Source organism: Elusimicrobium sp. An273, from assembly GCF_002159705.1.
GTDB lineage: Bacteria > Elusimicrobiota > Elusimicrobia > Elusimicrobiales > Elusimicrobiaceae > Avelusimicrobium > Avelusimicrobium gallicola.
The window spans coordinates 14,216-37,415 of the sequence record NZ_NFJD01000003.1 but is presented as its reverse complement, the minus strand read 5'-3'; the positions used below and the strand labels follow the sequence as shown (position 1 = coordinate 37,415).

Annotated in this window: 20 protein-coding genes and 1 tRNA gene; 10 read left to right on the top strand and 11 right to left on the bottom strand. The window is 52.1% G+C overall.

Annotation, left to right across the window (positions count from 1 at the left end; all coding sequences use genetic code 11):
- Positions 1-42: 42 nt before the first annotated feature.
- Entirely contained in the window at positions 43-351 is a 309-nt protein-coding gene (locus B5F75_RS04440; RefSeq protein ID WP_087288359.1) for a hypothetical protein, read from the bottom strand.
- A gap of 132 nt (positions 352-483) precedes the next feature.
- Here B5F75_RS04440 and rmuC point away from each other — a divergent pair, with 132 nt between their 5' ends.
- Positions 484-1,806: a DNA recombination protein RmuC gene (rmuC, locus tag B5F75_RS04435; protein ID WP_087288356.1), complete on the top strand. Its 1,323-nt coding sequence runs from the start codon at positions 484-486 to the stop codon at positions 1,804-1,806.
- A 36-nt stretch (positions 1,807-1,842) separates the two neighbouring features.
- On the opposite strand, the gene B5F75_RS04430 is transcribed toward rmuC, so the two are convergent.
- Positions 1,843-2,250 carry a GtrA family protein gene (locus B5F75_RS04430; RefSeq protein WP_087288354.1) on the bottom strand — a complete coding sequence of 136 codons (408 nt, stop codon included), beginning with the start codon at positions 2,248-2,250 and terminating at the stop codon, positions 1,843-1,845.
- A 62-nt stretch (positions 2,251-2,312) separates the two neighbouring features.
- Entirely contained in the window at positions 2,313-3,401 is a 1,089-nt protein-coding gene (locus tag B5F75_RS04425) for a DNA adenine methylase (RefSeq protein ID WP_087288837.1), read from the bottom strand.
- Between the two features lie 226 nt (positions 3,402-3,627).
- Between B5F75_RS04425 and B5F75_RS04420 the strand changes: the two genes are divergently transcribed.
- From B5F75_RS04420 to B5F75_RS04410, 3 genes are read left to right on the top strand one after another with little or no spacing between them, the layout of a single operon-like run.
- Positions 3,628-4,866 carry a carbohydrate porin gene (locus B5F75_RS04420; protein ID WP_087288352.1) on the top strand — a complete coding sequence of 413 codons (1,239 nt, stop codon included), beginning with the start codon at positions 3,628-3,630 and terminating at the stop codon, positions 4,864-4,866.
- Between the two features lie 34 nt (positions 4,867-4,900).
- Positions 4,901-5,512 (top strand): pyruvoyl-dependent arginine decarboxylase, encoded by a 612-nt coding sequence (locus B5F75_RS04415; protein ID WP_087288350.1) that lies wholly within the window; start codon positions 4,901-4,903, stop codon positions 5,510-5,512.
- Between the two features lie 31 nt (positions 5,513-5,543).
- Positions 5,544-6,998, top strand: a complete 1,455-nt coding sequence (locus B5F75_RS04410) for an amino acid permease (protein WP_087288347.1) — start codon at positions 5,544-5,546, stop codon at positions 6,996-6,998.
- A 122-nt stretch (positions 6,999-7,120) separates the two neighbouring features.
- Here B5F75_RS04410 and B5F75_RS04405 read toward each other — a convergent pair whose 3' ends face one another.
- Entirely contained in the window at positions 7,121-7,888 is a 768-nt protein-coding gene (locus B5F75_RS04405; RefSeq protein WP_087288345.1) for an ion transporter, read from the bottom strand.
- An 82-nt stretch (positions 7,889-7,970) separates the two neighbouring features.
- Between B5F75_RS04405 and B5F75_RS04400 the strand changes: the two genes are divergently transcribed.
- Entirely contained in the window at positions 7,971-8,708 is a 738-nt protein-coding gene (locus tag B5F75_RS04400; RefSeq protein ID WP_087288343.1) for an SIR2 family NAD-dependent protein deacylase, read from the top strand.
- A 60-nt stretch (positions 8,709-8,768) separates the two neighbouring features.
- On the opposite strand, the gene B5F75_RS04395 is transcribed toward B5F75_RS04400, so the two are convergent.
- From B5F75_RS04395 to dinB, 7 genes are all read right to left on the bottom strand, one after another.
- Positions 8,769-9,353 carry a hydrolase gene (locus B5F75_RS04395; RefSeq protein WP_087288341.1) on the bottom strand — a complete coding sequence of 195 codons (585 nt, stop codon included), beginning with the start codon at positions 9,351-9,353 and terminating at the stop codon, positions 8,769-8,771.
- 15 nt (positions 9,354-9,368) lie between these two features.
- Positions 9,369-10,163: a hypothetical protein gene (locus B5F75_RS04390; protein WP_087288338.1), complete on the bottom strand. Its 795-nt coding sequence runs from the start codon at positions 10,161-10,163 to the stop codon at positions 9,369-9,371.
- A 67-nt stretch (positions 10,164-10,230) separates the two neighbouring features.
- Positions 10,231-10,581 carry a DUF805 domain-containing protein gene (locus tag B5F75_RS04385; RefSeq protein ID WP_239406349.1) on the bottom strand — a complete coding sequence of 117 codons (351 nt, stop codon included), beginning with the start codon at positions 10,579-10,581 and terminating at the stop codon, positions 10,231-10,233.
- Positions 10,582-10,673: 92 nt separating this feature from the next.
- Positions 10,674-12,824, bottom strand: coding sequence for an Eco57I restriction-modification methylase domain-containing protein (locus B5F75_RS04380; protein WP_087288335.1), 2,151 nt, complete (start codon positions 12,822-12,824; stop codon positions 10,674-10,676).
- 2 nt (positions 12,825-12,826) lie between these two features.
- Positions 12,827-14,119 (bottom strand): hypothetical protein, encoded by a 1,293-nt coding sequence (locus tag B5F75_RS04375; RefSeq protein WP_087288334.1) that lies wholly within the window; start codon positions 14,117-14,119, stop codon positions 12,827-12,829.
- 152 nt (positions 14,120-14,271) lie between these two features.
- Positions 14,272-15,966 carry a diphosphate--fructose-6-phosphate 1-phosphotransferase gene (locus B5F75_RS04370; protein WP_087288332.1) on the bottom strand — a complete coding sequence of 565 codons (1,695 nt, stop codon included), beginning with the start codon at positions 15,964-15,966 and terminating at the stop codon, positions 14,272-14,274.
- A 77-nt stretch (positions 15,967-16,043) separates the two neighbouring features.
- Positions 16,044-17,102, bottom strand: a complete 1,059-nt coding sequence (dinB, locus tag B5F75_RS04365; protein ID WP_087288331.1) for a DNA polymerase IV — start codon at positions 17,100-17,102, stop codon at positions 16,044-16,046.
- A 134-nt stretch (positions 17,103-17,236) separates the two neighbouring features.
- Between dinB and B5F75_RS04360 the strand changes: the two genes are divergently transcribed.
- The 5 genes from B5F75_RS04360 to B5F75_RS04340 all read left to right on the top strand — a co-directional run bounded on the left by B5F75_RS04360 (position 17,237) and on the right by B5F75_RS04340 (position 23,155).
- A tRNA-Arg gene (locus B5F75_RS04360) sits at positions 17,237-17,308 on the top strand.
- A gap of 207 nt (positions 17,309-17,515) precedes the next feature.
- Positions 17,516-18,460 carry a hypothetical protein gene (locus B5F75_RS04355; RefSeq protein WP_087288329.1) on the top strand — a complete coding sequence of 315 codons (945 nt, stop codon included), beginning with the start codon at positions 17,516-17,518 and terminating at the stop codon, positions 18,458-18,460.
- Positions 18,461-18,554: 94 nt separating this feature from the next.
- Positions 18,555-19,745, top strand: a complete 1,191-nt coding sequence (locus tag B5F75_RS04350) for a RecB family exonuclease (RefSeq protein WP_087288327.1) — start codon at positions 18,555-18,557, stop codon at positions 19,743-19,745.
- A gap of 1 nt (position 19,746) precedes the next feature.
- The gene (locus B5F75_RS04345; protein WP_087288325.1) at positions 19,747-21,705 is read left to right on the top strand and encodes an LTA synthase family protein; all 1,959 of its coding nucleotides are present in this window, start codon (positions 19,747-19,749) and stop codon (positions 21,703-21,705) included.
- Complete coding sequence (locus B5F75_RS04340; RefSeq protein ID WP_087288323.1) at positions 21,695-23,155, top strand: FGGY family carbohydrate kinase; 1,461 nt, start codon at positions 21,695-21,697, stop codon at positions 23,153-23,155. The genes B5F75_RS04345 and B5F75_RS04340 overlap by 11 nt, the downstream gene beginning before the upstream one ends.
- Positions 23,156-23,200 lie beyond the last annotated feature (45 nt).

The following is a 23,200-nucleotide window of genomic DNA, read 5'->3' as shown; positions in this document are numbered from 1 at the left end:
CACCCGGAGCTTTGGCCCCGGGTGTTTTTAAGAAAAGGCGCTTTAGTTTAACAGTTCCGCCCAGGCGTCTTTTTCGGCCTGAATTTGTTGTTTGGCGTTGTCCACTTTTTGCTGCAGTTGTTCTTTGGCGGCGTCGGCGGCGGTTTTCTGGCCGCTGGCTACTTCGGCGGCGGCCTTGGCGTTTTCATAAGACTGTTTGGCATCCAAGAGTTTTTGGCGCGTTTCGGCCGATTTTTGCAAGGCCTGTTCCAGCGTCATCGGCTGGGCGGTTCCGGTGGAAGAAGTCGTACCGGTAGAGGCGCATCCGGCGGCCAATACGGCAGCGGCCGCAAAAAGCATCATTTTTTTCATAGCATTCTCCTTAAATTAAGTTTCTATATTCTATAACATATTTTTAAAAAAATGAATGTTTTTTCTTTCCGCCAAAAGCGCAAGTGCGTTGGAAAAACTTTGTACAATAAATAAAAAAGAAGGAGACCTTTTATGTTCTATATAATTTGTTTGCTGGTAGGAATGGCAATCGGTTCGGGCGCGGCTTGGGCGGCGCTGGCCGGTAAAATCAAATGGCTGACGGCCGAGCAGCAGCGGCTGCTTGCCCTGGAGCCGGAACTAAACCGCCTGCGGGCGGAAAATGCGGCCCTGCAGGTGGAAAAAACCCGCCTGGAGCAGGAGAAAGTGTCCTTGGAGAAGGAAAAAACACTGATTGAGAAAAATTTCAAAGAACTATCGGGCACCTATCAGGCGCAGTTTGCACAGCTTGCGTCCAAAATTTTAGACGACAAAACGAAAGGGCTGGAAGCCAAAAATTCCGAAGCGCTCCGCCCGCTGACGCTGCATTTGGAAAGCTTTGTCAAAAAAGTGGCGGAAATGGAACGGCAAAATACGGCCGTGCAGGCGCGGCTTGAAAAAGGACTGTCTGACGTGATTAAATCCACCGAGAAAATTGACCAAAGCGCCCTGCATTTAACCAACGCCATTAAAGGCGAAGCCATCGTGCGCGGCAGCTGGGGCGAAGAAACGCTAAAACGTATTTTGGACGCCGCCGGCATGAAAGAAGGGTTGGATTATTACCAGCAGGTTTCCGAAGAGGGAAAACGCGTGGACGTGCAAATCGCCTTGCCCGCAGACCGGTGGATTGTGGTGGATTCCAAAACAATTTTTAACCACTACGCCCGCTACTTTAACGCGCAGGATCCCAAAGAAAAGGAAACCTTTTTAAACGAGCACGTGAAAGATGTGAAAAAAACTATCAAGGATTTAAGCTCCAAAAAATACTATAAAAAGTTCCAGGCGGAGGGAGACAAAGTCCAGCCGGATTATACGCTGATGTTCGTCTATCCCGAAAGCGCGCTGTTGGCCGCGGTGGAGGCCGACCCGGATATTTTAAACGAAGCGTGGAAGAACAACATCGCCCTCGTATCGGCCACGTCGTTAATGAGTACGCTTAAGATGGTGTCTAAGCTGTGGGATATAGACAAACAGCACGAGTATATGGAGGATTTTAAAGAGGATATTTTAAAACTGCTGGAAAAGTTTAACGATTTCTTGGTAAATTTTGCCAAGGCGGAAAATGCCGTCTCCGCGGCGGCGGACGCCGTTAAAATCGCCCGCGGGCACATAGACGGCAACCGCGGCGCGTTCCTGCCGGTGGCCCAGCGCATTGTGGATATTTACGAGGTGCCGCTTACCAAAGAAAACGCCCGTCTGTTAAAGCGGATGAATTACGACTACACCGGGCACAAAAGCAAAAACCACCCTGCGGCCAAGGAAATCCCCCCCGCTGACGAAAAAGGATTGTTTGATTAACAAAAAACCCGCCGAAAGGCGGGTTTTTTGTGGGGATTAGAAGCGTTTAAAAATGAAGAATTTGTTTAAAAAGAAACTTACCATCGCTACTAAAAACGAACTAATCAGCCCCGCCAAGTACAAATTGCTTACGCCGGCCAGTGTGAGCGTTTTTAAAATGCCCACGTTTAGCCCGTAACACCCCCCGTAGACGATTGCAAAACGAAGGAGCAGGCGATTGTCCGGATTAAAAAACACCCAGTTTCCAAATGTTTTAAAACTAAACAACGTGCCGATAATCGTGGAACACAAAACGGCCAGCGAGTAGTGCAACCCTATAAAAATAAACAAAGAGTACAGCCCGTAGGCAAACGCCGTATTCAAAGAACCAATGATTAAAAACCGGATAAATTGCTCCGGCAGGCGCGTCAGGCGGGCTAATTGGCGGCAAAGAAGTGAAAACATTTTGTCCTCTTGTCTAACCTAAAAATTTTGCTGAGAAGACCGGCGAAACCGACCAAACGGTTTTACGCGGATTTCTGTATTAAAAAAATATATTCGTAGTTTTTTTCGTCCCGCGTCCATTTTCCCGTCCAGCTCATTTCCGACATTATATTTTTTTTATAATCAATTTTTAAAAATTTTAATAATTTTCCGTTTTGCCGCAAAGCGTCCAATAAATCTTCTTTGGCAATACTGCCGGCGGAACTGTACGAAAGCATAATGTAGCGGGCTTGAGTTTGCGCAAGCAGTTTTTGCAGGGCGTGCAAGGCCCATAAATGCCCGTCGGGCGCGCGGCGGAAATCTTCAAAAACGGATCCGGCCTGCCGGTCGCGCGAGTCCGTGCGGCGGGCGGCCGCGCCAAACAGTTCCGGGCGGTCGTTGCGGATGAGCGTCGTCCAGAAATGATAATACGCCGCATAACGAACGCGGCTGGAGGGCATTTTGACATTATTTGACCCGTAAGGCGGGTCAAAATATGCCAGATCCCAGTTTTGCCGCGCTGCGGCTTGAAAAATATCCTGTTTCCATACCCGGTGCCCGCCGCCGTGTGCAAACCGATGAGGCAGGTGGAGGGTTAAATCGCCCGCGCTTCGGGCAGACCAGCGGGAAAGATAAGAACAAAAATGCCCCAAGGTGCTGTCCACTTTATCCAAGGCCAGCATCAGGCTGCTAAGAAGGACGCACTTGTCCGGCCAGGCAAGAGGCATCCGGTCTATTTCCGCGCGTATGGCGTCGAGCTTTTGCATATTTTTAAGGCGGAAGGGTTTCTTTGCGTCAGTTTCTTTTCCTCCGTAATGCCGGGAAAACCAGCCGTTTTGGCCCGGGAGGGAATTGAGGTGTGCTAGCAGCGGAGCATAAAAAGAATCGGGCCGGGAGGACAATAAATAACATGTGGCAAACACTTCGCTCCAGTCGGCGGTGTCGTTGGCGGTAACGGTGTAGCCGCGGCGGGCCAAGGCCTGGGCTACGCGCGTGGTGCCGCTAAAACCGTCCAGCACGGTTTGCACGCCGGGCAGTTCGGCCGCGAGGGCCAGCAAATAAGGAAGCAGTTTCTTTTTAGAGCCGGCATATTTAATGCCTTGCGTGGACAAACCATCGGACGTGTGTTGCATATTTATATTGTAACCCAAAAACAAAAAAGATGTAAAAACGCCGTTTGCAAGGCTGAAAAAAGGGTTAGTTTTACGCAAATTTAAAAAGACCTTTCGTCGGAGAAACGGCAGGCGTTTTTAAAACTAATCCTTTTTTGCGGTTGTAGAAATGTGCGGCAGAGTGTTAAGGTAAAAACGTAAAAGCACGCATTTTTACATGCAACATTCTTCCTACTAAGGAGTCGTCATGAAGAGCTTAAAAAAATGGGGCGCGGTTTTGGCCCTGATGGGCATATGCGCGGCCATTTGTTTTGCAGACGAGGCCCGCGCCGCCACTTCGGCACAAACGTCCGCCAAGCACGAACAGCGCCAGCTTGCCCGCCAACGGGTGGAAAATCATTCGTTCTCGGACTTTGGAAGCAAATATATAGAAGCCAAAAAATTTTTAACCGACAAATTGGGCCTGCAGGTTGGGCTGGACATTTCCTACACGGCACAACGCGTGGCGCCCGGCGGCAAACAAACCGCCATACAAGGTATTTATTACCCGTACGTTACGTGGACGCTGTTCCAAGACCGGGCGTGGGGTTCGGGCGCCTTGAACGTGAACTACAATTATATCCACTATTGGGGGCAGCAGGCGGAGGTGCTGCAAGACCGCGCCAACCTTGTTTCTGCCATAAACGATTACGACGCCAACCAGTACTTCTTTTCTCAATTCACCTACACCCATACCCTGCCGGGAAAGTGGGACTGGCTGTCCGTTACCGCGGGGCAGTTTCCGCTTTACAACTTTGACGGTACGGAATATGTGGACAACCAGCAAACGGGACTGATGAATTACGCCCTGTCGCAAAATGCTTCTTCGGCGTATCCGTTGGCCTCGCTGGGGGCGTATGTGCAGGCGCAAAACAGCCGCTTTACGTTTGCCGCCGGCTATCAGGACGCTACCAACATTACCGGGGCCGAAATTCACGGCAAAACCGCTTTTGACGGCAAGTACACCGGTTTTGGCTCTTTTGCTTGGACGCCCTCTTTTAAATGGGGCGACGGGCAGTACAGCTTTTTGTATTATTATCAGCCGGCCGTGGCCCAGCAGGATGAAAACGTAAACGGCTGGTCATTTAATATGCAGCAGAATATCGGCAGCAAATGGGCGCTCTTTGGCCGCGCCAACGGCTCTACGGGCGGTGCGGTGCCGATTAAAAATTCTTACGTCTTGGGAATTTCACTGCTAAACCCGCTGGGGCGCAACCCGCAGGATGTGATTACGCTGGGTGCGGCGTACAACCGCCTGAGCCCTGCCGGGGCGGGATATCCCCCCTTCCTTCGCAGCGGCGAGACGGTCATCGAGCTGCAATGGGTGTGGGGCATTGGCAAATTTGTAACGGTTACTCCGGATATTCAATTCTATCCGAGAGCCGGTTTCAGCCCGGATCAGGGGGTAACAACTGTGGCCGGGCTGCGTACAACAGTGATGTTGTAAGTGGGGTAGTTCCATACATAAGGAGAAATAGCATATGGAAAAAGAATTAGTGTTAGGCACCAGATATCCGACGTTGGCCTTTATTTCGGGCGGAGCCGGCCAAGCGGCCGACGGCATCCCGCCGCAGCCGTTTGAAACGTTTTGCTACGATTCGGCCTTGCAGCAGGCCAAAATTCAGGATTTTAACGTTATTCCGTATACGTCTGTTTTGCCCAAAGACTTGTATAGAAACATTTACCCGGTGGACGCCGTGGCCGACCAGTTCACCCACGGGGCCGTGCTGGAAGTAATTATGGCGGGCAACGGGGCGCGCATTGAAGATCATAAAGCCATCGCCACGGGGGTAGGCGTGTGCTGGGGCAAGGACAAGAAAGGAAACCTCGTCGGCGGTTGGGCGGCGGAATATGTGGAGTATTTTGATACGCCCATTGATGACGAAATCGCCTCCGGCCATGCGCATATGTGGCTGAATAAATCGTTGAACCACGAGCTGGAAATCCGCGGGGTGGAAAAACACAGCGAATTTCAAATTTGGCACAACTATATCAACATTACCCAGCCGTTTGCATACTGCCTGACGGTAATGGGATTTTTGAACTTTAAGTTTGCGCCGGTTGCCGTGCCGCATCAGAAAGCGCTGGATTAGGCGTTTTTGTTTAGAATCGTTCGGGGGATCTATGGGAGATAAAAACAATACGGCAACAAAGCTGGGCGTAATTGGCCTGGCCAGTATCGTCATTAGTTCTATGGTCGGGGGAGGCGTGTTTTCCCTCCCCCAAAATATGGCCGCCGGCGCCAGCGCGGGAGCCGTGCTGTTGGCGTGGGTGATTACCGGGATTGGGATGTATTTTATCGCCAATACGTTTAGCATTCTGTCGCGCGTAAAGCCGGATTTAACTTCCGGCATCTATATGTATGCGCGGCAGGGGTTTGGGCCGTATGTGGGCTTTACCATCGGCTGGGGGTATTGGCTGTGCCAGATTTTCGGCAACGTGGGCTTTGCCGTCATCACGATGGACGCGCTGAATTACTTTTTCCCCCCGTATTTTGCGGGCGGGAATAACTTGCTGTCTATTGTATGCGGCTCGGTGCTGATTTGGGTGTTTAACTTTGTGGTGCTGCGCGGCGTGAAGCAGGCGGCGGTGTTAAATATCATCGGCACGATTGGCAAATTGGTGCCGCTGTTGCTGTTTATTTTAATTTTGCTGTTTAGCTTCCATATGGATAAATTTGACTTTAATTTTTGGGGCCATATGGCGGAAGGCGGCAAAACGCTGGGATCTTTGCCCGAGCAGTTAAAAAGCACCATGCTCGTTACGCTGTGGGCGTTTATCGGCATAGAAGGGGCGGTGGTGCTGTCGGCCCGGGCCAAAAGCCAGGCGGCGGTCAGCAAAGCCACGTTTCTGGGCTTTTTGGGGTGTTTGGTCATCTATATCGGCTTGTCTGTCCTGCCGTTTGGGTTTCTGACGCAGGAAGAAATCGCCGCCGTGGCCAATCCGTCTACGGCGGGCGTGTTGGAGAAAGTCGTCGGCCCGTGGGGCGCGTGGGTCATGAATATCGGCCTGTTGATTGCGGTGCTTTCCTCGTGGCTGGCCTGGACGATGATCGCCGCCGAAATTCCGGCCGCCGCGGCCGAAAACGGCACTTTCCCCAAGCAGTTTGCCATTCAGAATAAAAACGGCGCGCCGTCCGTATCGCTGTGGGTAACGAGTATCATTATGCAGCTGGCGATTTTTATGGTGTATTTTTCCAACAACGCGTGGAACACCATGCTTTCCATTACGGGGGTGATGGTCTTGCCGGCGTATATTGCCAGCACGGCATATTTGTGGAAGATGACCGAAGACGGCGAGTTTGCCAAAATCTCTTCCACGGGCCGCGCGGCGGCGTTGTTTACCTCGGTCATGGGCACGCTGTACGGGTGCTGGCTGGTGTATGCAGCGGGGCTTAAATATTTGTTCCTGGCGGTTATTTTTCTGGCGCTGGGGATACCGGTATTTGTGTGGGCGCGCCGCCAGCAAAAAGACGGCAAGCCCGTCTTTCGCGAAGGAGAAGTGGCGGTGGTTACGCTGCTTATCGTGTTTGCATTGGCGGCTGTTTACGTATTTTCCCGCGGGCTGGTGAGTATTTAACAAAAACGCAAATAGAAAACCCCGCCTGACAAGGCGGGGTTTTTTGTGGCGGTAAAGCGGTTTGTCGTGCGGAGCGGTATGATACTAAACCGTTCTTAAGAAGCGTGGGCGGCGTGGAAAAATTATACTTCGGGCGGTTGTTGTTTTTTGTGTTCAAATTTTTGGATTTCCTGCACAATACCCGCCGTCAGCACGGCTGTGGTAATGGCAAAAAGCACCAGGCCCATGGCTACCGTAATGACGGTGATGATCCGTCCGAAAAGCGTAATGGGCACAATGTCGCCGTAGCCCAGCGTGGTAAAAGTTTCGGCCGACCACCACATGGCGTCCAGCATATTGCGGAATACTTCCGGCTGGGCGGCGTGCTCCACCCGGAAAATCATAAAAGCGCTCCACACCCACAGCATCAGCAAAAATGCCCCGCAAATGGACAGTTCGCTTTTTTTCTCGCTGACCACATTGTTTACCAGCTGAATGGCATTGGTGTAGCGCATCAGCATTAAAATGCGAAATACGCGCAGCATGCGCACCATGCCCGTGCCCAAAATAAAGAAAGGCGAAATGGCAAACAAGTCAATCAGCATTAAAGGCGTGCACATGTATTCCAGCCGGCCTACAATCGGGCGGCTGAAGCGGGGGTCTTCGGTACAGGTAATCAGCCTAAGGGCGTATTCCAGGGCAAAAATCAGGCTCATGACCAAGTCCACGTGGTAGATGATGCGTTTTACCGCGGGGCTTACGTCCTGCACGCTTTCGAGCACGTCTACGGGCACGCTGAGCAAAATAAGCGTAATAATAAGCGCGTTGAGCGCAGTGGTTACTTTGCTGCGGTTGTTAAATTGCAGGATATCGTATAGGTAGCGTTTGGCGCTGGGTATGGTTTTGGTCATAAAAGTCTCCCTTAGTTACTTTAGCAAAGCGGGATGAGCGGGGCAAGATATTTTTTAGGTTAGAATATTATACAATACCCCTATGAACAGTGAACTTAAAGAAGCTGCCAAATGGATTAAAAACGCCTCTTACGGCGTAGTTTTTACGGGGGCCGGCGTAAGCGTGGAAAGCGGCATTGCGCCGTTTACCGGGCAGGGCGGGCTGTGGAACCAGTACGACCCCAAGTATATTGAAATTAATTTTTTTCAAATGCATCCGGCCGAGTCTTGGCGGGAAATGAAAAAGATTTTTTTTACGGATATGGACGAAGCCTCCCCCAACAAGGCGCACGAAGTGATTGCCAAGTTGGAAGAAAAAGGATATGTAAAAGGCGTCATTACCCAAAATATAGACGGCCTGCACCAACGGGCGGGATCTAAAAACGTGCAGGAGTTTCACGGCACCATTCACACGCTGTCGTGCGTTCGCTGCGGGCGGAAATACAAGCTGGAAGACGTAAACCTGGAGGAAGAACCCCCGCATTGTTTTTGCGGCGGCGTGCTAAAGCCGGATTTTGTTTTTTATGGCGAAGGCATTCCCCCCCGCGCGTATGAAAAATCGTTGGAAATGGCACAAAATGCCGAGGTGATGATTATTGTAGGAACGGCGGGGCAGGTAATGCCGGCATGCAGTTTGCCGCTGGTGGCCAAGCAGTTTGGAGCCAAAATTATTGAAGTAAACCCGCAGGCCTCCTCCTTTACGGGCACCATTACCGATTTGTATTTTGCGCAAAAAGCGGGCGATTTTTTTGCCCAATTGGAAAAAGAATTAAAATTATAAATCTGCGTTTTGCAAAAAACCCGCCTGCGGGCGGGTTTTTTTATGCGGTGCAAATAAGTTTTACAGCTTTTCGGCTTCCTGCTGGACGGATTGTTCACATGAGCGCATGGCGGCGATGGTTTTTTCAAACAAGGTTTCCAGCGGCCAGCCCAAGAGGGCGGCCCCTTGGGTAATTACGTCGCGCGAACAGCCGGCGGCAAATTTTTTGTCTTTAAATTTTTTCTTCAGGCTGGCAACTTCCATATCGCTCACGCTTTTGGACGGGCGCATCCGCGCGGCGGCGCCTATCAGGCCGGTCAGTTCGTCCACGGCAAAAAGCACTTTTTCCATTTCGTGCTCGGGTCTGACGTTGCTTACCAGGCCGTAGCCGTGGGAGCATACCGCGTGCACCAGCTCGGGGCCGGCGTTAATTTCCGCCAGCAGCTGCGGGGCTTTTTGGCAGTGTTCCTGCGGAAATTGCTCAAAATCAATATCGTGCAACAGCCCGCACAACCCCCAAAAATCCGTTTCCTGCGCGTATCCCAACGCTTGGGCGTACCAGCGCATCACGGCTTCCACCGTTAAAGCGTGCAAAAGATGAAAGGGCTCCTTGTTGTATTTTTTTAACAGTTCTAACGCTTGCTCGCGCGTAAAATTAGGGTTCATATTTACTCCTGAAAATTAAAAAGTGTATTGGTCAATCATAAAAATTTTGACGGACGGGTCTTCTTTTATATTGTTTACCATAAACGGTTTTTTTAAACTGGGGCGCACCGTGGAAGAATAATAAATGGCTTTAGGCATTTTGGGAAAGTAAGCCCGCAGATACGGATATTTGCCAAAACTGGTTGAAACGGCCGCGGGGAGGTATTCTTGCCACTGCTTCAGTGCTTGTTCGTTTAGCTGCTTGCGTTTTTGCGGGTCGCCGCCGTCTTTGTCAAATTCATCGGGCAGCTGCAGCAAAAGAGACAAGTCTTTTTCTTTAATCATTTTGGCGGTTTTTCCGGGGACGGATTCAAACAGTAAATTGTCCGTCGGCACGCCAAAGGCTTTGGCGGTCAGCAAAATTTGGTTTAGCTGTTCCGGCGTCAGCTCGCTTTTCAGATCCAGCCAATAGGCTTTTTGGGCCGGATCATCCACGGCGGCAAAAATATCGGAGAGGCGTATGCCGTCCTCTATTTCGTCCAGGTCGTGCGCTACGGCCAGTTTTCCGTCTGAAGTGGAAATTAAATCCACCTCGTAGCCTTCAAACCAATCGTCCTTGGCGTCTGCCCGGCGGGGCGTATTTACTTTATGAATATAGAGCAGTTCCTGGGGTGCTTTCCATTCGGAATGAGGGGCCTCTAAGCTCGGTTCCTGCAACAGCTCCACCGGCAGGAACTTCCATTCGGTGTACACGTACATAAACGCCGCATACGCGCCAAACGCAACCACGGCCAGTAACACGACAGATAAGAAAATGCGGGATTTTTTCATACTCAGTAAAGTTGGCAAGGCAAAAAAATACCGCTCCCGGTCTTAGAGAGCGGTACTTCTTTTTCGTTTAGTTTGCAAAGCGGTTTTCGCCTTCGGTGCTGGGCAGCACGAGGAAAATCAGCAAAATCAACGTACCGATAAACGGCAACAGGGAAATAAGCACCCACCAGCCGGAGCGGTTTGTGTCGTGCAAGCGGCGCACCAAAATAGCCAACGAAGGCAACAGCACGGCAAAAGTACACAGGAAATAAAGAATATCGCCCGCGTCTCCAAAGAAGCTCAAAATTACGCTTAAAATGAAAAAGACGATGAAGTTAAACAAGACAAACAACCAGTACGTTTTGCGGGTTGCGCAGCCTTTAAAATCCACATAGTGGTTTTTAAGCACGTCCCAGTAATACGTCATAAATGCTTTCATACACCCCTCCTGTAATTTACTTCTTTCCAAAGCATACAATAAAATAGTTGTTTCTGCAAGCAAAAAACCTGGCAGTCCCGTCGGCAGGCGGGCTAATTTCGGGCGGCTGCACACGCGGGCAGCGCCTGCAGATACGTGTCTATCGCCTGTACTTCTTGTGCCGTCAGCCCCAAAAGGTGACACACGTGCTGATTGATTTGGGCTTGCAGTAGGTGAATGTCCGCCTGAGGATTTGCGGATTTTTGGCGGTAGATTTCTTGGGCCAGCGTTTCGACAGTCCGCTTGATTTCGGGTGCGGCGGCGGGTACGGGAAGGGCTTTAAGCGGCGCAGAATAGAGCTCCAGCAGGTTTCCTTTTCGCTTGCCCCGGCAGGAAAGAAACGCAAAATACGGGGCGGAGTTAAACAGGCCCAGCAAATACCAGAGCGAAAATCCGTCTTTCGGGTTGGAAATAAAATAAACATCCGAACTGGCGTACCAAGGCCCTGCTGCAAATGCAAACGTATTGCGCGGCGAGCGCTGGGGCACGACGATTTTTTCCGCTTCAAAATCCATTTTCCGACGGACGGAACCAAACCAATACACCCCGCGCGCCAGCAGTTTATTAATGCCGTTATTGTTTTGTTTGCGGGCCCGCAGTACCGGGGCAAACCGGGCCAAATGGGCCCGCAGGTGCTCGTAGCGGGAAAAATCCAGTTCCCGGTCGTTGGGATAGAAAAAATCAATCAGCCACCGTTTGGGCGTTTGGCGGGCGGTGTAGGGCGAAATGTCCGAATTTTTAAAAAAAGGTTTTAGCTTTTGCTTTTCGTAAGCATTTAGGTGCAGAGTATCTTTTTCTTGCTCGGAAAGGACAAACACCCCCTCTCCCTTTTTTACCCCGGGCAATCGAAAATGCCTGAGGTGGGAAGCGGAAATTTTGTCGCACCCGGTCATCAGGCCGTTAGTTACGCAGGCGATTTCTTGCAGTGTATGCGGGCAGGTTTCCATTTTAAGAAGGGCGCTTTCCAGCGGCGTTTGCTGCACGCGGGTTTGAATCAATAACGCCGGCGTGCGGTACAGCGCGGCCTGCGGCAGGATTTGGTTTGCAATTTGGCAGGGCGGTTTTTCGGACGCGTTATTTTTTTCAAATACGCTAAGCAGCGTATGCTGGCCGGCGGCGCGCTCAAAGAGGCGTTGGTTTTCAAAATTCTGCAAATAAAGAAAAGCGGCTTTTTGTTTCAATTCTTTGCGCAGTACAAAGGCTCCGGCGGCGGAAGTAAAATAAGAAGTGGTTAAAAAACCGCCGATTCCCCCCTCTTTTAATAAATCCAATGCCAAATAAAAGAAGAAATACAACAAATCGCTTTTGGGGGCGGCCATGGGCTTCCAAAGCGGGTTGCGGCGCAGTTTTTCAAACACCGGGCTGTGGCCTTTTTGGCCTAAATAGGGCGGATTGGAAAGGATGACGTCAAACCCGCCGTCGGCGTGAAAAAGCTCCTTTGCCTGCAGGCGCCAAATACTTTTTCCGTTGCGGCAGGCGAGGGCGTCGGCCGCGAAGAGATGCGGGCAAAAATTGCCGGGTAGGACGGCAAGACCCTGCTGGCGGCATACCAGCGCCAGGCGCAGGCGCAGTTCTTCCAGGGCGCGCTTGGAAATATCGCCTGCATATAAGTTGTGCTGTATTAGGGAAAGCAGAACGTGCGGCCCGTTTAATGCGGGATTTAATGTTTGGCGAAGGCGCGTTAATTCCAGCACAAACGGCACCACTAATCCCCCGGCCCCGGCGGCCGGATCGCAAAAGGAAAGGCGGCTTAAAAAAGCGTCCAGCGCAAGGGCCCGCGCCCGCGGGAGCGGGCAAATGGATTGTTCCAGCAAAGAGAGGGCTTCTTGCCTGCCCAGGCCACAGCGGCGCGCCAATACTTCATACAGTACGGCCCGGGCCGTTTGACGGGCTAGGCCCCACGGCGTAAAAAATACGCCGCGCGATTTGTTTTTCGGTTGAAAAAATTCATACAGTACGGCCAGCGTTTGCGGCGCAAGGGCGCCAGAGGATCCTTCCGGCCCGGTGGTCAATCCCTGCAAAATAGCCTGCGCCGCCGCGGGCGGTGCTGGGAAAAAAGAAACGGCGCGCGCTTTTGCCAAAAGAAAAGAAGGGCCTGCCAGCCGTTGGATAACAAATTGGCGCAGAAAGGCATAAATTTCCGGCTTTTTCCAGCCGGATTTTTCAAAAATACGGGTTAAACGGCGCAGGGTGGCAATATCCATTTTTATGTGCCGCGCAGCAGGCGCTCGCGGATGAGGAATGTTTCGTAGAGGGCTTTTGTCCGCTCCAAACGGTAATAGCGGACGAAAAAGTCCAGCCCGTCGGGTTCTTGGGCTTGCATAAGCGCCATTTTGCTTTTTAATTCGTCAATTTTCGCCGGGAGCTGCGTAAGCGGGGTTTTGCCAATGGTTTGGCGCAGTTGCTGGCCTTCTTCCGCCCCTACAATCAGATCCGGCCACGAAGACCCTACCCGAAGCACGTGTTCATACGGCACGCCGAAGGCTTCGGCTGCGGCATAGGTTTCGTAGACAGGGGCCAGCGTTTGAAGAACGGTTTTTACTTGCAGGTATTGGGCAAAAGCGGGATTTTCTTTTTGCGTGAGGTCTGCCTGCCGGGCGAGCCGATCCATATAATAGCGCAAAAAGCCCAGCCGTTGGGCGTCCGTCATCGGCTGGCCGGCCCCGGGCAGATTGATTTTCAGCACGCGTTTGCGGCGGATAATCAGCGAGGGGCGTTTGGCAACGGCGTTTTGCAATACTTCCTGCAGCGTTTTAAAATACTCCAAGCGTAATTTTTGCAGGTAATAGCGTTCAAATTCATAGCCTTTGAGGGTTTGCGGGTCTTTGGCAAGGAGGGCATTTAAGTCGCTGTTGGTTTGGTGCAGGATATTTCTTGCCCACGCTTGCTGTTCGGCCAACGTGTTTAAAGCGGCAAAAGACGAAATTTCTTTCACGTGCAGGACAAACGCCGGCGGCTGAACGGGGTCTGCCAAGAGGTGTTGGACGGCTTCTTTGGTAAAGAGGGAAGACGTTAATTTTTCGGGCAGCAGGGGCCGGTAGAATTCTTCCAGTTCGGCCAGGGTATTGGTAAGCAAATTTTGGTGCCGCCAAAAAGCGGGTTCATCGGCCTGGGCCTGCGGGTAGAGGGAAAGCGCATTAAACAAGTGCGCATCCCGGTCGTGAAAATACGCCAGTTTGCCCAAGGCGGCTTTTTCGCTTGATGTTTTTTGCAATAAAATTTCTTTTTCCATTCGGCTGAAAACACCCGAATGGCTCACCCGGTGCAGCAGCCAGTTATAAGGGGTGGTTTTAACGGAAAAACCGGTAACCGTGTGGCTTAGCGGAATGGAAAGAGCCGCCCGGCCGCTTACAAGGGCCGGATTGTGTTTAAGAAGCGTTTCCCAAACTTGTTTTCCCCCCCGAAACCAAGGCGAAACGGCCTGCGCCTGCACCGGCGGCAGGGCCAGCCAAAAAAGACACAAGAAAACGGGTATCCAAAAGCGGGGTTGTGTTTTCATACGGTTTGGGCGCGCTCCTCCCTTTCTTTCATTATAAACGAAAAAGAGGTGCTTCTCAATGGGACAAAGGGCCTATTTCAGCGGGTGTTTTGGGCCTAGCATCAAACAAAAAAGGCGGGCTTTTGCAAGCCCGCCTGGCAGAGCCATTAGAACTATTTGACTTTTTTGCCTTGTTCCAAGAGCAAGGTGTAGGTGGTCATGTCCGTAATTTCAGCCGGGCCGAAGTACTGGATCGGGCCGGGGAATACGTACAAGTCTTCCACCGCCCAGAGGTCGCGGTTTTTGGCCAGGTGTTTAAACGGTTCGCCTTTGAGTTCCACCAACGCTTTTTTGATGACGGGTTTTTCTTTGCCTTTGCGGCGTTCAATGTTCATCATCATCGTCAGCGGGATGCCGCCGCATTCCCAATCCTGCGCTTTTTTGGTCAGCTTGCGCACGGAAGAGAGATAGCCGGAGCATTTGTTCAGCGCCAGCACCGCCGCGTTGTAACCCAAGGCGTAGGTGTAGTTGGCGTCAAAGGTGGAGGGCACGCCGCAGCGGCCTTCGTAGCCGAAGAAGTGGGTAATGGCGGCAAATTTGCCGTTGTATTTGCCCGCTTTTTTCATTTCGGCCAATTTGGTGCGGATCATTTCCACCAGCAGTTTTTCGGTTTCAATCAAGGACACCTGCACGTTGCCGTGCGGATCGCGGTCCAGCATCAGCTGGCTGGCGATGCCTTCCGGCAAAGATCTCATCAAATCCGCCAATTTGGCAGGCAGTTTGGAGAGGATAAAAGCCTTCTTTTCCGCCACGGTGTTCATCTTGGAAAGTTCGGCTTCGTTGTCGGCCAGGGAATCGTTCAGCGCGCTGATGAGTTCCTTCATTTCCGGGATAAATTCAATCAGTCCTTCCGGAACCAGCACCACCCCGTAGTTCTTGCCGGCTTTGGCGCGTTTGGCAATGAGCTGGGCCAAGTTGTCTACGATTTGGCCGAGGGTCATCTTTTTGGCCAACACTTCTTCGCCAATTAGTACGGCGTTGGGATGCGTTTTAAACGCCACTTCCAGCGTGATGTGCGAAGCGCTTCTGCCCATCAGGCGGATGAAGTGCCAGTATTTGCGCGCGGAGTTTACGTCGCGGCAGATGTTGCCCACGAGTTCGGCGTAAATTTTGGTGGCGGTATCAAAACCGAAGGAAGTTTCAATTTGTTTGTTTTTGAGGTCGCCGTCAATCGTCTTGGGTACGCCGATGACGCTGATGTCCACCCCTTGTTGTTTGAGGTATTCGGCAATCACGCAGGCGTTGGTGTTGGAGTCGTCTCCCCCCACCACGACCAAGGCGTCCATTTTATTGGCGATTAAATTGTCTTTAGCCGCTTTTAGCTGTTCGTCCGTTTCAATTTTGGTGCGGCCGGATTGGATTAAGTCAAACCCGCCGGTATTGCGGTAATCTTTCATCAGGGCCGGGGTAATTTCCACCCATTTGTTTTCCACGATGCCGCTGGGCCCGCCCAAGAATCCGAACAGTTTGTTTTTGGGGTTGGCTTTTTTGAGGCCGTCCAACAGCCCGCCGATGACGTTATGCCCGCCCGGGGCCTGACCGCCGGAGAGCACCACGCCCACGCGCACCGCTTTTTTGGCTACGGCACTGTTGGCGCCTTTTACAAAGGTAATTTCCGGCAAGCCGTAGGTGTTGGGAAAAATCCGTTTGACGGCGGCTTGGTCGGCTACGCTTTTGGTGGCCTTGCCGAATTTCGGTTTTACGAAGGCCGGGCCTTTTTGCAAAATAGCAGGCAGCACGGGCTGGAATTTGCAGCGGTGCCGCTGAAGTTGGGAACACTCACATTTAGCAGTGTGTTTAGTGGACATTGTCATCTCCTGTACAAAAATGAAAATCCTTTTATTTATTATACCAAATTGCGCTCGTACGCATAGAGAGCGCCGGGCTAGAAATCAAACCACAGCTGCCGGCCGGGAAGCGGCGGTGCGGGCGGGTTGGAAAGCGTCAGCCCCAGCAGGCGCGCTTTTTGGCGGGAAAGATTGGTTTTGTGCAGCAGCAGGTTTTCGCCGGCGTGTAAAAAATCGGCTTCCGAAGCGAAGGGCTGTTCAAACGTTTGGGAGCGGGTAATTTGTTTAAAATCGGCGTATTTGAGTTTAAGCGTTACGGTTTTTCCGCTAAAATGCATCCGTTGGGCGCGCAGCCAGGTTTTGTGCGCCAGCTGTGCCAGTTCGCGCCGCAGAAAAGAAAGGTCGTCCGTGTCAGCCGCGAAAGTGTTTTCCGCTCCCACGGAAAGGTGTTTGCGGTTGGGTTCCACTTGGCGTTCGTCTATCCCGCGGGCGTAGCCAAAGTAGGCGTGCCCGGCTTTGCCGAACCGGGCCGTCAGTTCCGCTTCGGATTTTTGGCGCAAGTCGGCCCCGGTGTAAATGCCCAGCCGGTGCATTTTTTGGGCGGTTACTTTCCCGATTCCGAAAAATTTTTCCACCGGCAGTTTGGCCACAAACGCTTCCACCTGTTTGGGTTTAATGACAAATAAACCGTTTGGCTTTTTGTAGTCGGACGCAATCTTGGCCAGCATTTTGTTGACGGACACCCCCGCCGAGGCCGTCAGACGCGTCGTTTGAAAAATTTTGGCTTTTATTTCCCGGGCGGCCTGGGTGGCGCACGGCAGGTGCGAAACGTCCAAAAAGGCCTCGTCTATGGAAAGCGGTTCCACCAAATCGGTATACTGGCGGAAAATGGCGCGGATTTGGCGGGAAACGGCTTTGTATACGTCCATGCGGCCGGGGATAAAAATAAGCTGTGGGCAAAGTGCTTTGGCCCGGGCGGCAGATTGCGCCGAATGAACGCCGAAGCGGCGCGCTTCGTAGCTGGCGGTGGCCACCACGCCGCGGGGGCCGTCGTGCCCGACGGCTACCGGGCGGCCGCGCAGGGCGGGATTGTCGCGCTGTTCTACGGCGGCAAAAAAGGCGTCCATATCAATATGAATAATTTTGCGTATGTGCATAGCGGAAATCTGCCTGTGGTATATTGTAGCACTTTGCGGGAGCCCGTTCCTTAGAGGGCACGGCCGACGCGGACAAAAGAGAAAATTTGGAATGTTCGGGCAATTTGTTGTAAAATATATATAAAGAAAGTATGGCCCCCATAGCTCAATGGATAGAGCATCTGCCTTCTAAGCAGGGGATATAGGTTCGATTCCTATTGGGGGTATTTTGGTATAGCGGCTTTTAACGGCTAGTCCCCGTTAAGAGCTTTTTTTATGCCTAAAGACCATCCTGCCTATTTCCTTGCCGCGCGAAAAATTTTGCCGGATTGCCGCGCTAAAACGACTGTTTAAAATTAGGTCTTTTTTCCCTGGTTTTTTTATCCGGAAAATAGTATAGTAAAAAATACCCAAAGTACCCAAGGAGCCTGCTTATGAAACATATATTAGGTGTACTGATTCTGCTTTGTTTGCCGCTGGCTTCGTTTGGCCAGCTGAGCAAGCTGGGCCCTTCGGTTGGAAAAGCGCTTGCCACAAAACAGCCTGCTGCGGCGCAGGCGGCAAAGGTTTCCAGCAAAGTGCTGAAAGCCAACTACCTGTTAACGAACCAATCCATACAGCTGTTTCAGCAAATTCATATGCAAAAAGTGGCCAATGTGTTTGCGGATACGGAGCTGGAGGCCGCCGTGGCTCAATCTGTAGTGGAGCAAATGCAGCAGGAGGCGGCTGTCTCTTTGGCGGCGCTGACGGCCAAAATGGATAAAGAGTATGCCCAATGGGCCGATGCGCTGCTGCGGGAGCGGAACCCCAATTTCCTGCCCAAGAAAGATCCGTCCATCCCCGGGCTGTTGGCTTTTTCTCCCGATCCCAAACAAAAAATACATATCACCCCGCGGTTTTTTCGGGAGTGGGCGGCCACGATTCCCGCCTATGAAGAATTGCCGGAAGAGGTAGCCGGGCTGATTGCGGCGCTTCGCAAGCGGTTGATTGCCTTGGAAACGGATACGTTTAAAGAAACGCGTCTGTATATGAAGGCCAAATCGCATTTAAATCCGGTGGATGATTTTAATTCAAACCGCTATTATCAAAAGCAAATGGCCAAATCCAACCGCGCTTTATTAAACATTTCGAAAGAATCGGCCCAGTGCGTGGCGGATTTAGTGTATTTGCTTAATTTGTATCCTTCCTTGTTTAAAGACTCTTTGACACTCCTGGCGGCGAAGCTGGATCACGGCCTGCAAACGGAATTTACCGCTTACCTGCGCCGGCAGATTGACCTCCCCCCGCAGAAAGAAAATATCTCCCGCCCGGTGGGGTTTCAGCAGGATCGGAAACAGCCGCCCGTCTTAACGGGAAAAACGTTTAACGGCTTCTATTAAAAAAATCCCCGCTTCGGCGGGGTTTTTTTCGTCCTGCGAAACGAACACAAAATGGTAAAATAAAAAAGATCATTCTTTTCGGAGTATTTTTGATATGGCCAGAAATTTATCGTTTTCTTATTCCAAAATGGGGATGTATAAAGAATGCCCCCAAAAATACAAATTCCGCTACGTGTATATGCTGCCGGAACAACCCAAGTATTATTTTGCGTTCGGCTCTGCCCTGCACGAGGTGATGGAATATATTTACAACCCGGCCAATGCAGCTTTCCCCACTTTGGCGCAGGCGTTGGATTTTTTTGAAAAGCATTGGAACAAAACTTCCTACGAACAAAAAGGATATGCTTCCGTGGAAAAAGAACTGGCCGGCTATGCGGAAGGGCGGCGGATTATAGAATCGTATTATGCGCAGAATGCGGCGCATTTTTTTCATCCGCTGTCGGTGGAAATGAAAAGCACGCTGGAAATGGACGGGCTGAATTTAATCAGCATTTTAGACCGCATTGATTATTTGGGCGACGGGAAGGTAAAAATTCTGGATTACAAAACGGGCAAAACCGTCCAGCGCGAGCCCGACCAGCTGTATATGTACCAAAAAGTGGTGGAGAATTCCCCCGCCGTCAAGGCGTTGGTGCAAAAAGTGGATCCCGGCGTAAAAGAACTGCGGGTGGGCCAGCTGAGTTTTTATCATTTGCCTACGCTGCACGAGATGACGTTTGAACGGGCGCCCGACCGCGAAATTTTTGAGTTTTGGCAGGGCGTTTTAAAAGTGGCCGATAACATCCGCGCCGGAAAGTTTGACCCGACCCCCGGCGAAAACCAATGCCGCTGGTGCGATTACCGCAACATCTGCCCGGTGTTTACCGGCAAGGATTACAACCCGGCTTCGGCACAAGGGGCAAAAGAAACGCCCGCCGCGGCGCCCCAAAACGAACAAGACGAACTGAGCGATAAAATAGACCGCTGCGGCGCCCTGTTGGACGAAGCCAAACAACTGCAGCGGGAAATTATTGCGCTGATGAAAAAAAACCATTTTGAGCGCCACTTCGGCCGCCAGTACAAGGCGGAACTTTCCCGGATAGAAAAATTGGAATTTACCGACAAAGAAAAAGTGGTGGAACTGTTGCGCACGCTCAAACTGCTGGGCAAGGTGCTGGTGCCCACGCAAAGCACGGTGGCAGGGTTGTTGCAGGACGCTTCCGTGCCGGCACAGGCAAAAGAAAAATTACAGGCCTTTGCCGTTAAAACCGAAGAGGAAAAATTATCCATTGACAAGGCGGAATAACATGATGGCAGCTAAAAAACAAGACTTTCGCGTAAAACTTTCTGTGTGCAGTGTAGTTGCTTTTCTGTTGCTGTTTATGGCGGCGCGGCTGGCGCTGTTGCTGTTGAACCGGGATTTCTTTTCGGCGCTTGGCGGCGGAGAAATTTTTTCCGCTTTTTTAAACGGCGCCCGGTTTGATCTTTCTATAATTGCCCTGTTTGTGGGGCCGGTTGTTTTTCTTTTAAACTGGCCGGTTAAATCCCCCCGCTGGGTAAAAATATGGGCCTCTGTGCTGGTGGTGCAGTGGATTTTTCTGGCCGGGTTTTTAATCGGCGATTTAATTTATTTCCCGAAGGTAAACCGGCACATCGCCGAAGAAATCATCCAGCTTTCCAACGATTGGGGCTTTATTATTTCGTATATCTTTACGCAAACGTGGCTGCCGTTGGTGCTTTTGTTGGGCCTGCTGGCGTTTGCCGTGTGGGGCATCAGCCGCCTGACGGACAAGTATTACGCCCCCCGCCAATGGGGAATTGCCAAAAATGCGGGGTTTTTGCTTTTGCTGATTGCTTTGTGCGTGTTGGGCATCCGCGGCCATTTGGGCGGCGGTAAATCGCTTGGCGTGGCGGACGTGTACAACTACACCGATTCGCCGGCCGGGTCGGCGCTTATTTTAAACGGAGCGTTTACGGCCTATCAAGTGGGCCGAAAAGGCACGCTTGACGTGGTCAACCCCTACCCGGTTGAACAGGCGGTAAAAACGACGCAAAAACTTTTTATCTCTCCCGATGAAGAACTGCCGGATCCCGCCTATCCGCTGATGCGCCGCCATACGGATGAGCAAGACCACCAGCACTACAACATCCTGATTGTTTTGCTGGAAGGGTGGCATCCGTATTATGTGGACGGTTTGTCCGGCAATCATTTTGGGGCCACGCCGGTGTTTGACCAAATTCTTACAGACGGCGTAACCTTTACCAATGCCTATGCGGTGGGACAGCGCAGTATTTTCGGCTTTGCCGCCGTTTTTGCCGGCCTGCCTTGGGTGCCGGGCCTGCCGATGTTTGGCTACGGGCTGGAACTGGCGGCTCTTTCCCCCATGCCCAAGCATTTTTCCAATATGGGTTATTACACGTTTTTTGCCCAAACCTCCCGCCGCAGTTCCTACCGGTTGTGTGCGCTGGCTTCGTATTTAGGCGCGCAGGAAAGCTACGGCTGGGAAGATATGCCCCAACTGCTTGCCTACCAAGAAAAAGCGCCGTTCGGATACGATTACGACGCCATGATGTTTGCCGCCGATAAAATAAAAAACCGCAAGCAGAAAAATTTTATGGGCATGCTGTTTACCGGCATCACCCACGAGCCGTTTACGTCCACCTTGCCGCAGTTTGACAAATATCCCTATGATACGTGGGAGCACGGCTTTTTAAATACGCTTTCGTTTGCGGACTGGTCTATCGGGGAACTGCTTAAACGCGCGCGGCAGGACGGTTGGTTTGACGATACCATTTTTGTCTTTGTGGCGGATCATACTTCCGGCGGCCCGGCGGATGATTCCCTTAAAAATCATTTTCGGATTCCTATGGTCATTTATGCCCCGAACATTTTAAAACCGCGCCAGATTGATTACATCGTGTCGCAGACGGATCTGATCCCCACCATTTACCGCCTGACGGGGCTGACGCCGGCCTATACGGCGTTTGGGCGGGATATGCTGGACGAAACGGACGCGGACAAACGGGTAGCGTTGGTGTCGGAGGGCGTGAATATCGGGTTGGTTACCCCGCAAGGCGAAATCCGCCACGGCGGCGGGAAGATTTTATCGTCCCAGGCGTACACGCCCGGGTTTGATGAACAGCAAGCCGAAGAAACGCTGCTTGCACTGGATAAAACGGCGCAAACATTGCTTACAGAAAACCGCTGGTACAATCCGGCGTTTGACGCGGCGGCCGTAAAGGAAACACAGCAAAATGGAAAATAAACGCTTTATCGTGGCGATTGATTTGGGAACCTCCGGCGTGCGTGCATTTGCCGTGGGGCCGGAAGGCACCGTGCAGGCCCAGCGCAGTGCGGCGCTGGCTCCCGCACGCCCGCAGGAAGGCCTTTCCGAATACGAAGTCGATACCCTGCTGCAAACCCAAAAGCGGGTATTGGACGATTTGTTGGATGACATCGGCCCGCAGCGGGTGCTGGCGCTGGCGGTTACGTGCCAACGCTCCACCGTCGTATTATGGGACAAAAAAACGGCCCGTCCGCTGGCCCCCGTGCTGACGTGGGAGGACGGCCGCGCCTACGCCCAGGCACAACGGGCGGAAATTTCGCAAGAAGAAGTTCACACCCTGACGGGGCTATATAAAACGCCCTATTTTTCGGCTCCTAAAATTACATGGTGCCTGCAAAATATACCGGCCGTCCGCCAAGCGGCGCAAGCCGGCACGCTGGCGGCCGCGCCGGTGGCTTCGTATTTGATTTGGCACCTGACGAATGGTAAAACATTTGCGGCGGATGCTACGCTGGCCCAGCGGATGTTGCTGTGGGATTTGCACACGCAAAACTGGAGCGACAAATTGTGCCGGGCGTTTTCCGTGCCGCGCGAAATTTTGCCGCAGTTAAAACCCAGCGTAGGCGATTACGGCGCGTATGCGTACAAAGGGGTTTCCATTCCCATCCGCGCCTGTATGGGCGACCAGCAGGCCTCGGTGGCGTTTATGGATATCAGCCCCGAACAAGCCTGCATCAATTATGGAACGGGAGCGTTTTTCCTGTACAATACGGGCGTGCAAAAGCCGGTGTTGCTGCCCGGAATGCTGACGTCCGTCTCCGCTTCGCCTGCGGACGGAAAGGCTTCATTTTTATTGGAAGGCCCGGTCAATGCGGCGGGAAGCGTGCTGCAGTGGCTGCAGGCCCAAGGCATTGCGTTTGACGCCCCGGAAACGGAGGCTTTGTGCCAAACGGCCCGCAATCCCGTCTGGTTTTTCCCGGCGTTAGGCGGTTTGGGCGCCCCGTATTGGGATTTTGCCCTCTCGCCGGTGGCGGCGGGTTTATCCCCCCGCACCCGCAAAGCCGATTGGGTGGCGGGCGCCGTGCGTTCCATTGCTTTTTTGATGACGGATATTGCGGCTTACGTGCAAAAAAACGGATTTAAAATTCTCTCTCCGCTAAAGGCTTCGGGCGGTCTTTCGCAAGTGCAATGGCTGCTGCAGCAGCAGGCGGATTTGCTCCAAAAGGAAATAACCCCCTTGCAGGAAGCCGAAAGCACGGTGTTGGGGGCGGCGCGGCTGGCGGCGGCCGGAAGCGGGGTGGATACCCGCGCGTGGCGGCCGAAAACGGATGAAAAAATATATCCGGCTGTTTCTTCGGCGGAATCGGGTGCCTTGTACCGAAAATGGAATGCTTTTGCGGATTGGTGCAAAAAAAATCCGGCCCGCTAAGCTTTTGGCGAAATATAAAACACCCGCCCTTTTCGGGCGGGTGTT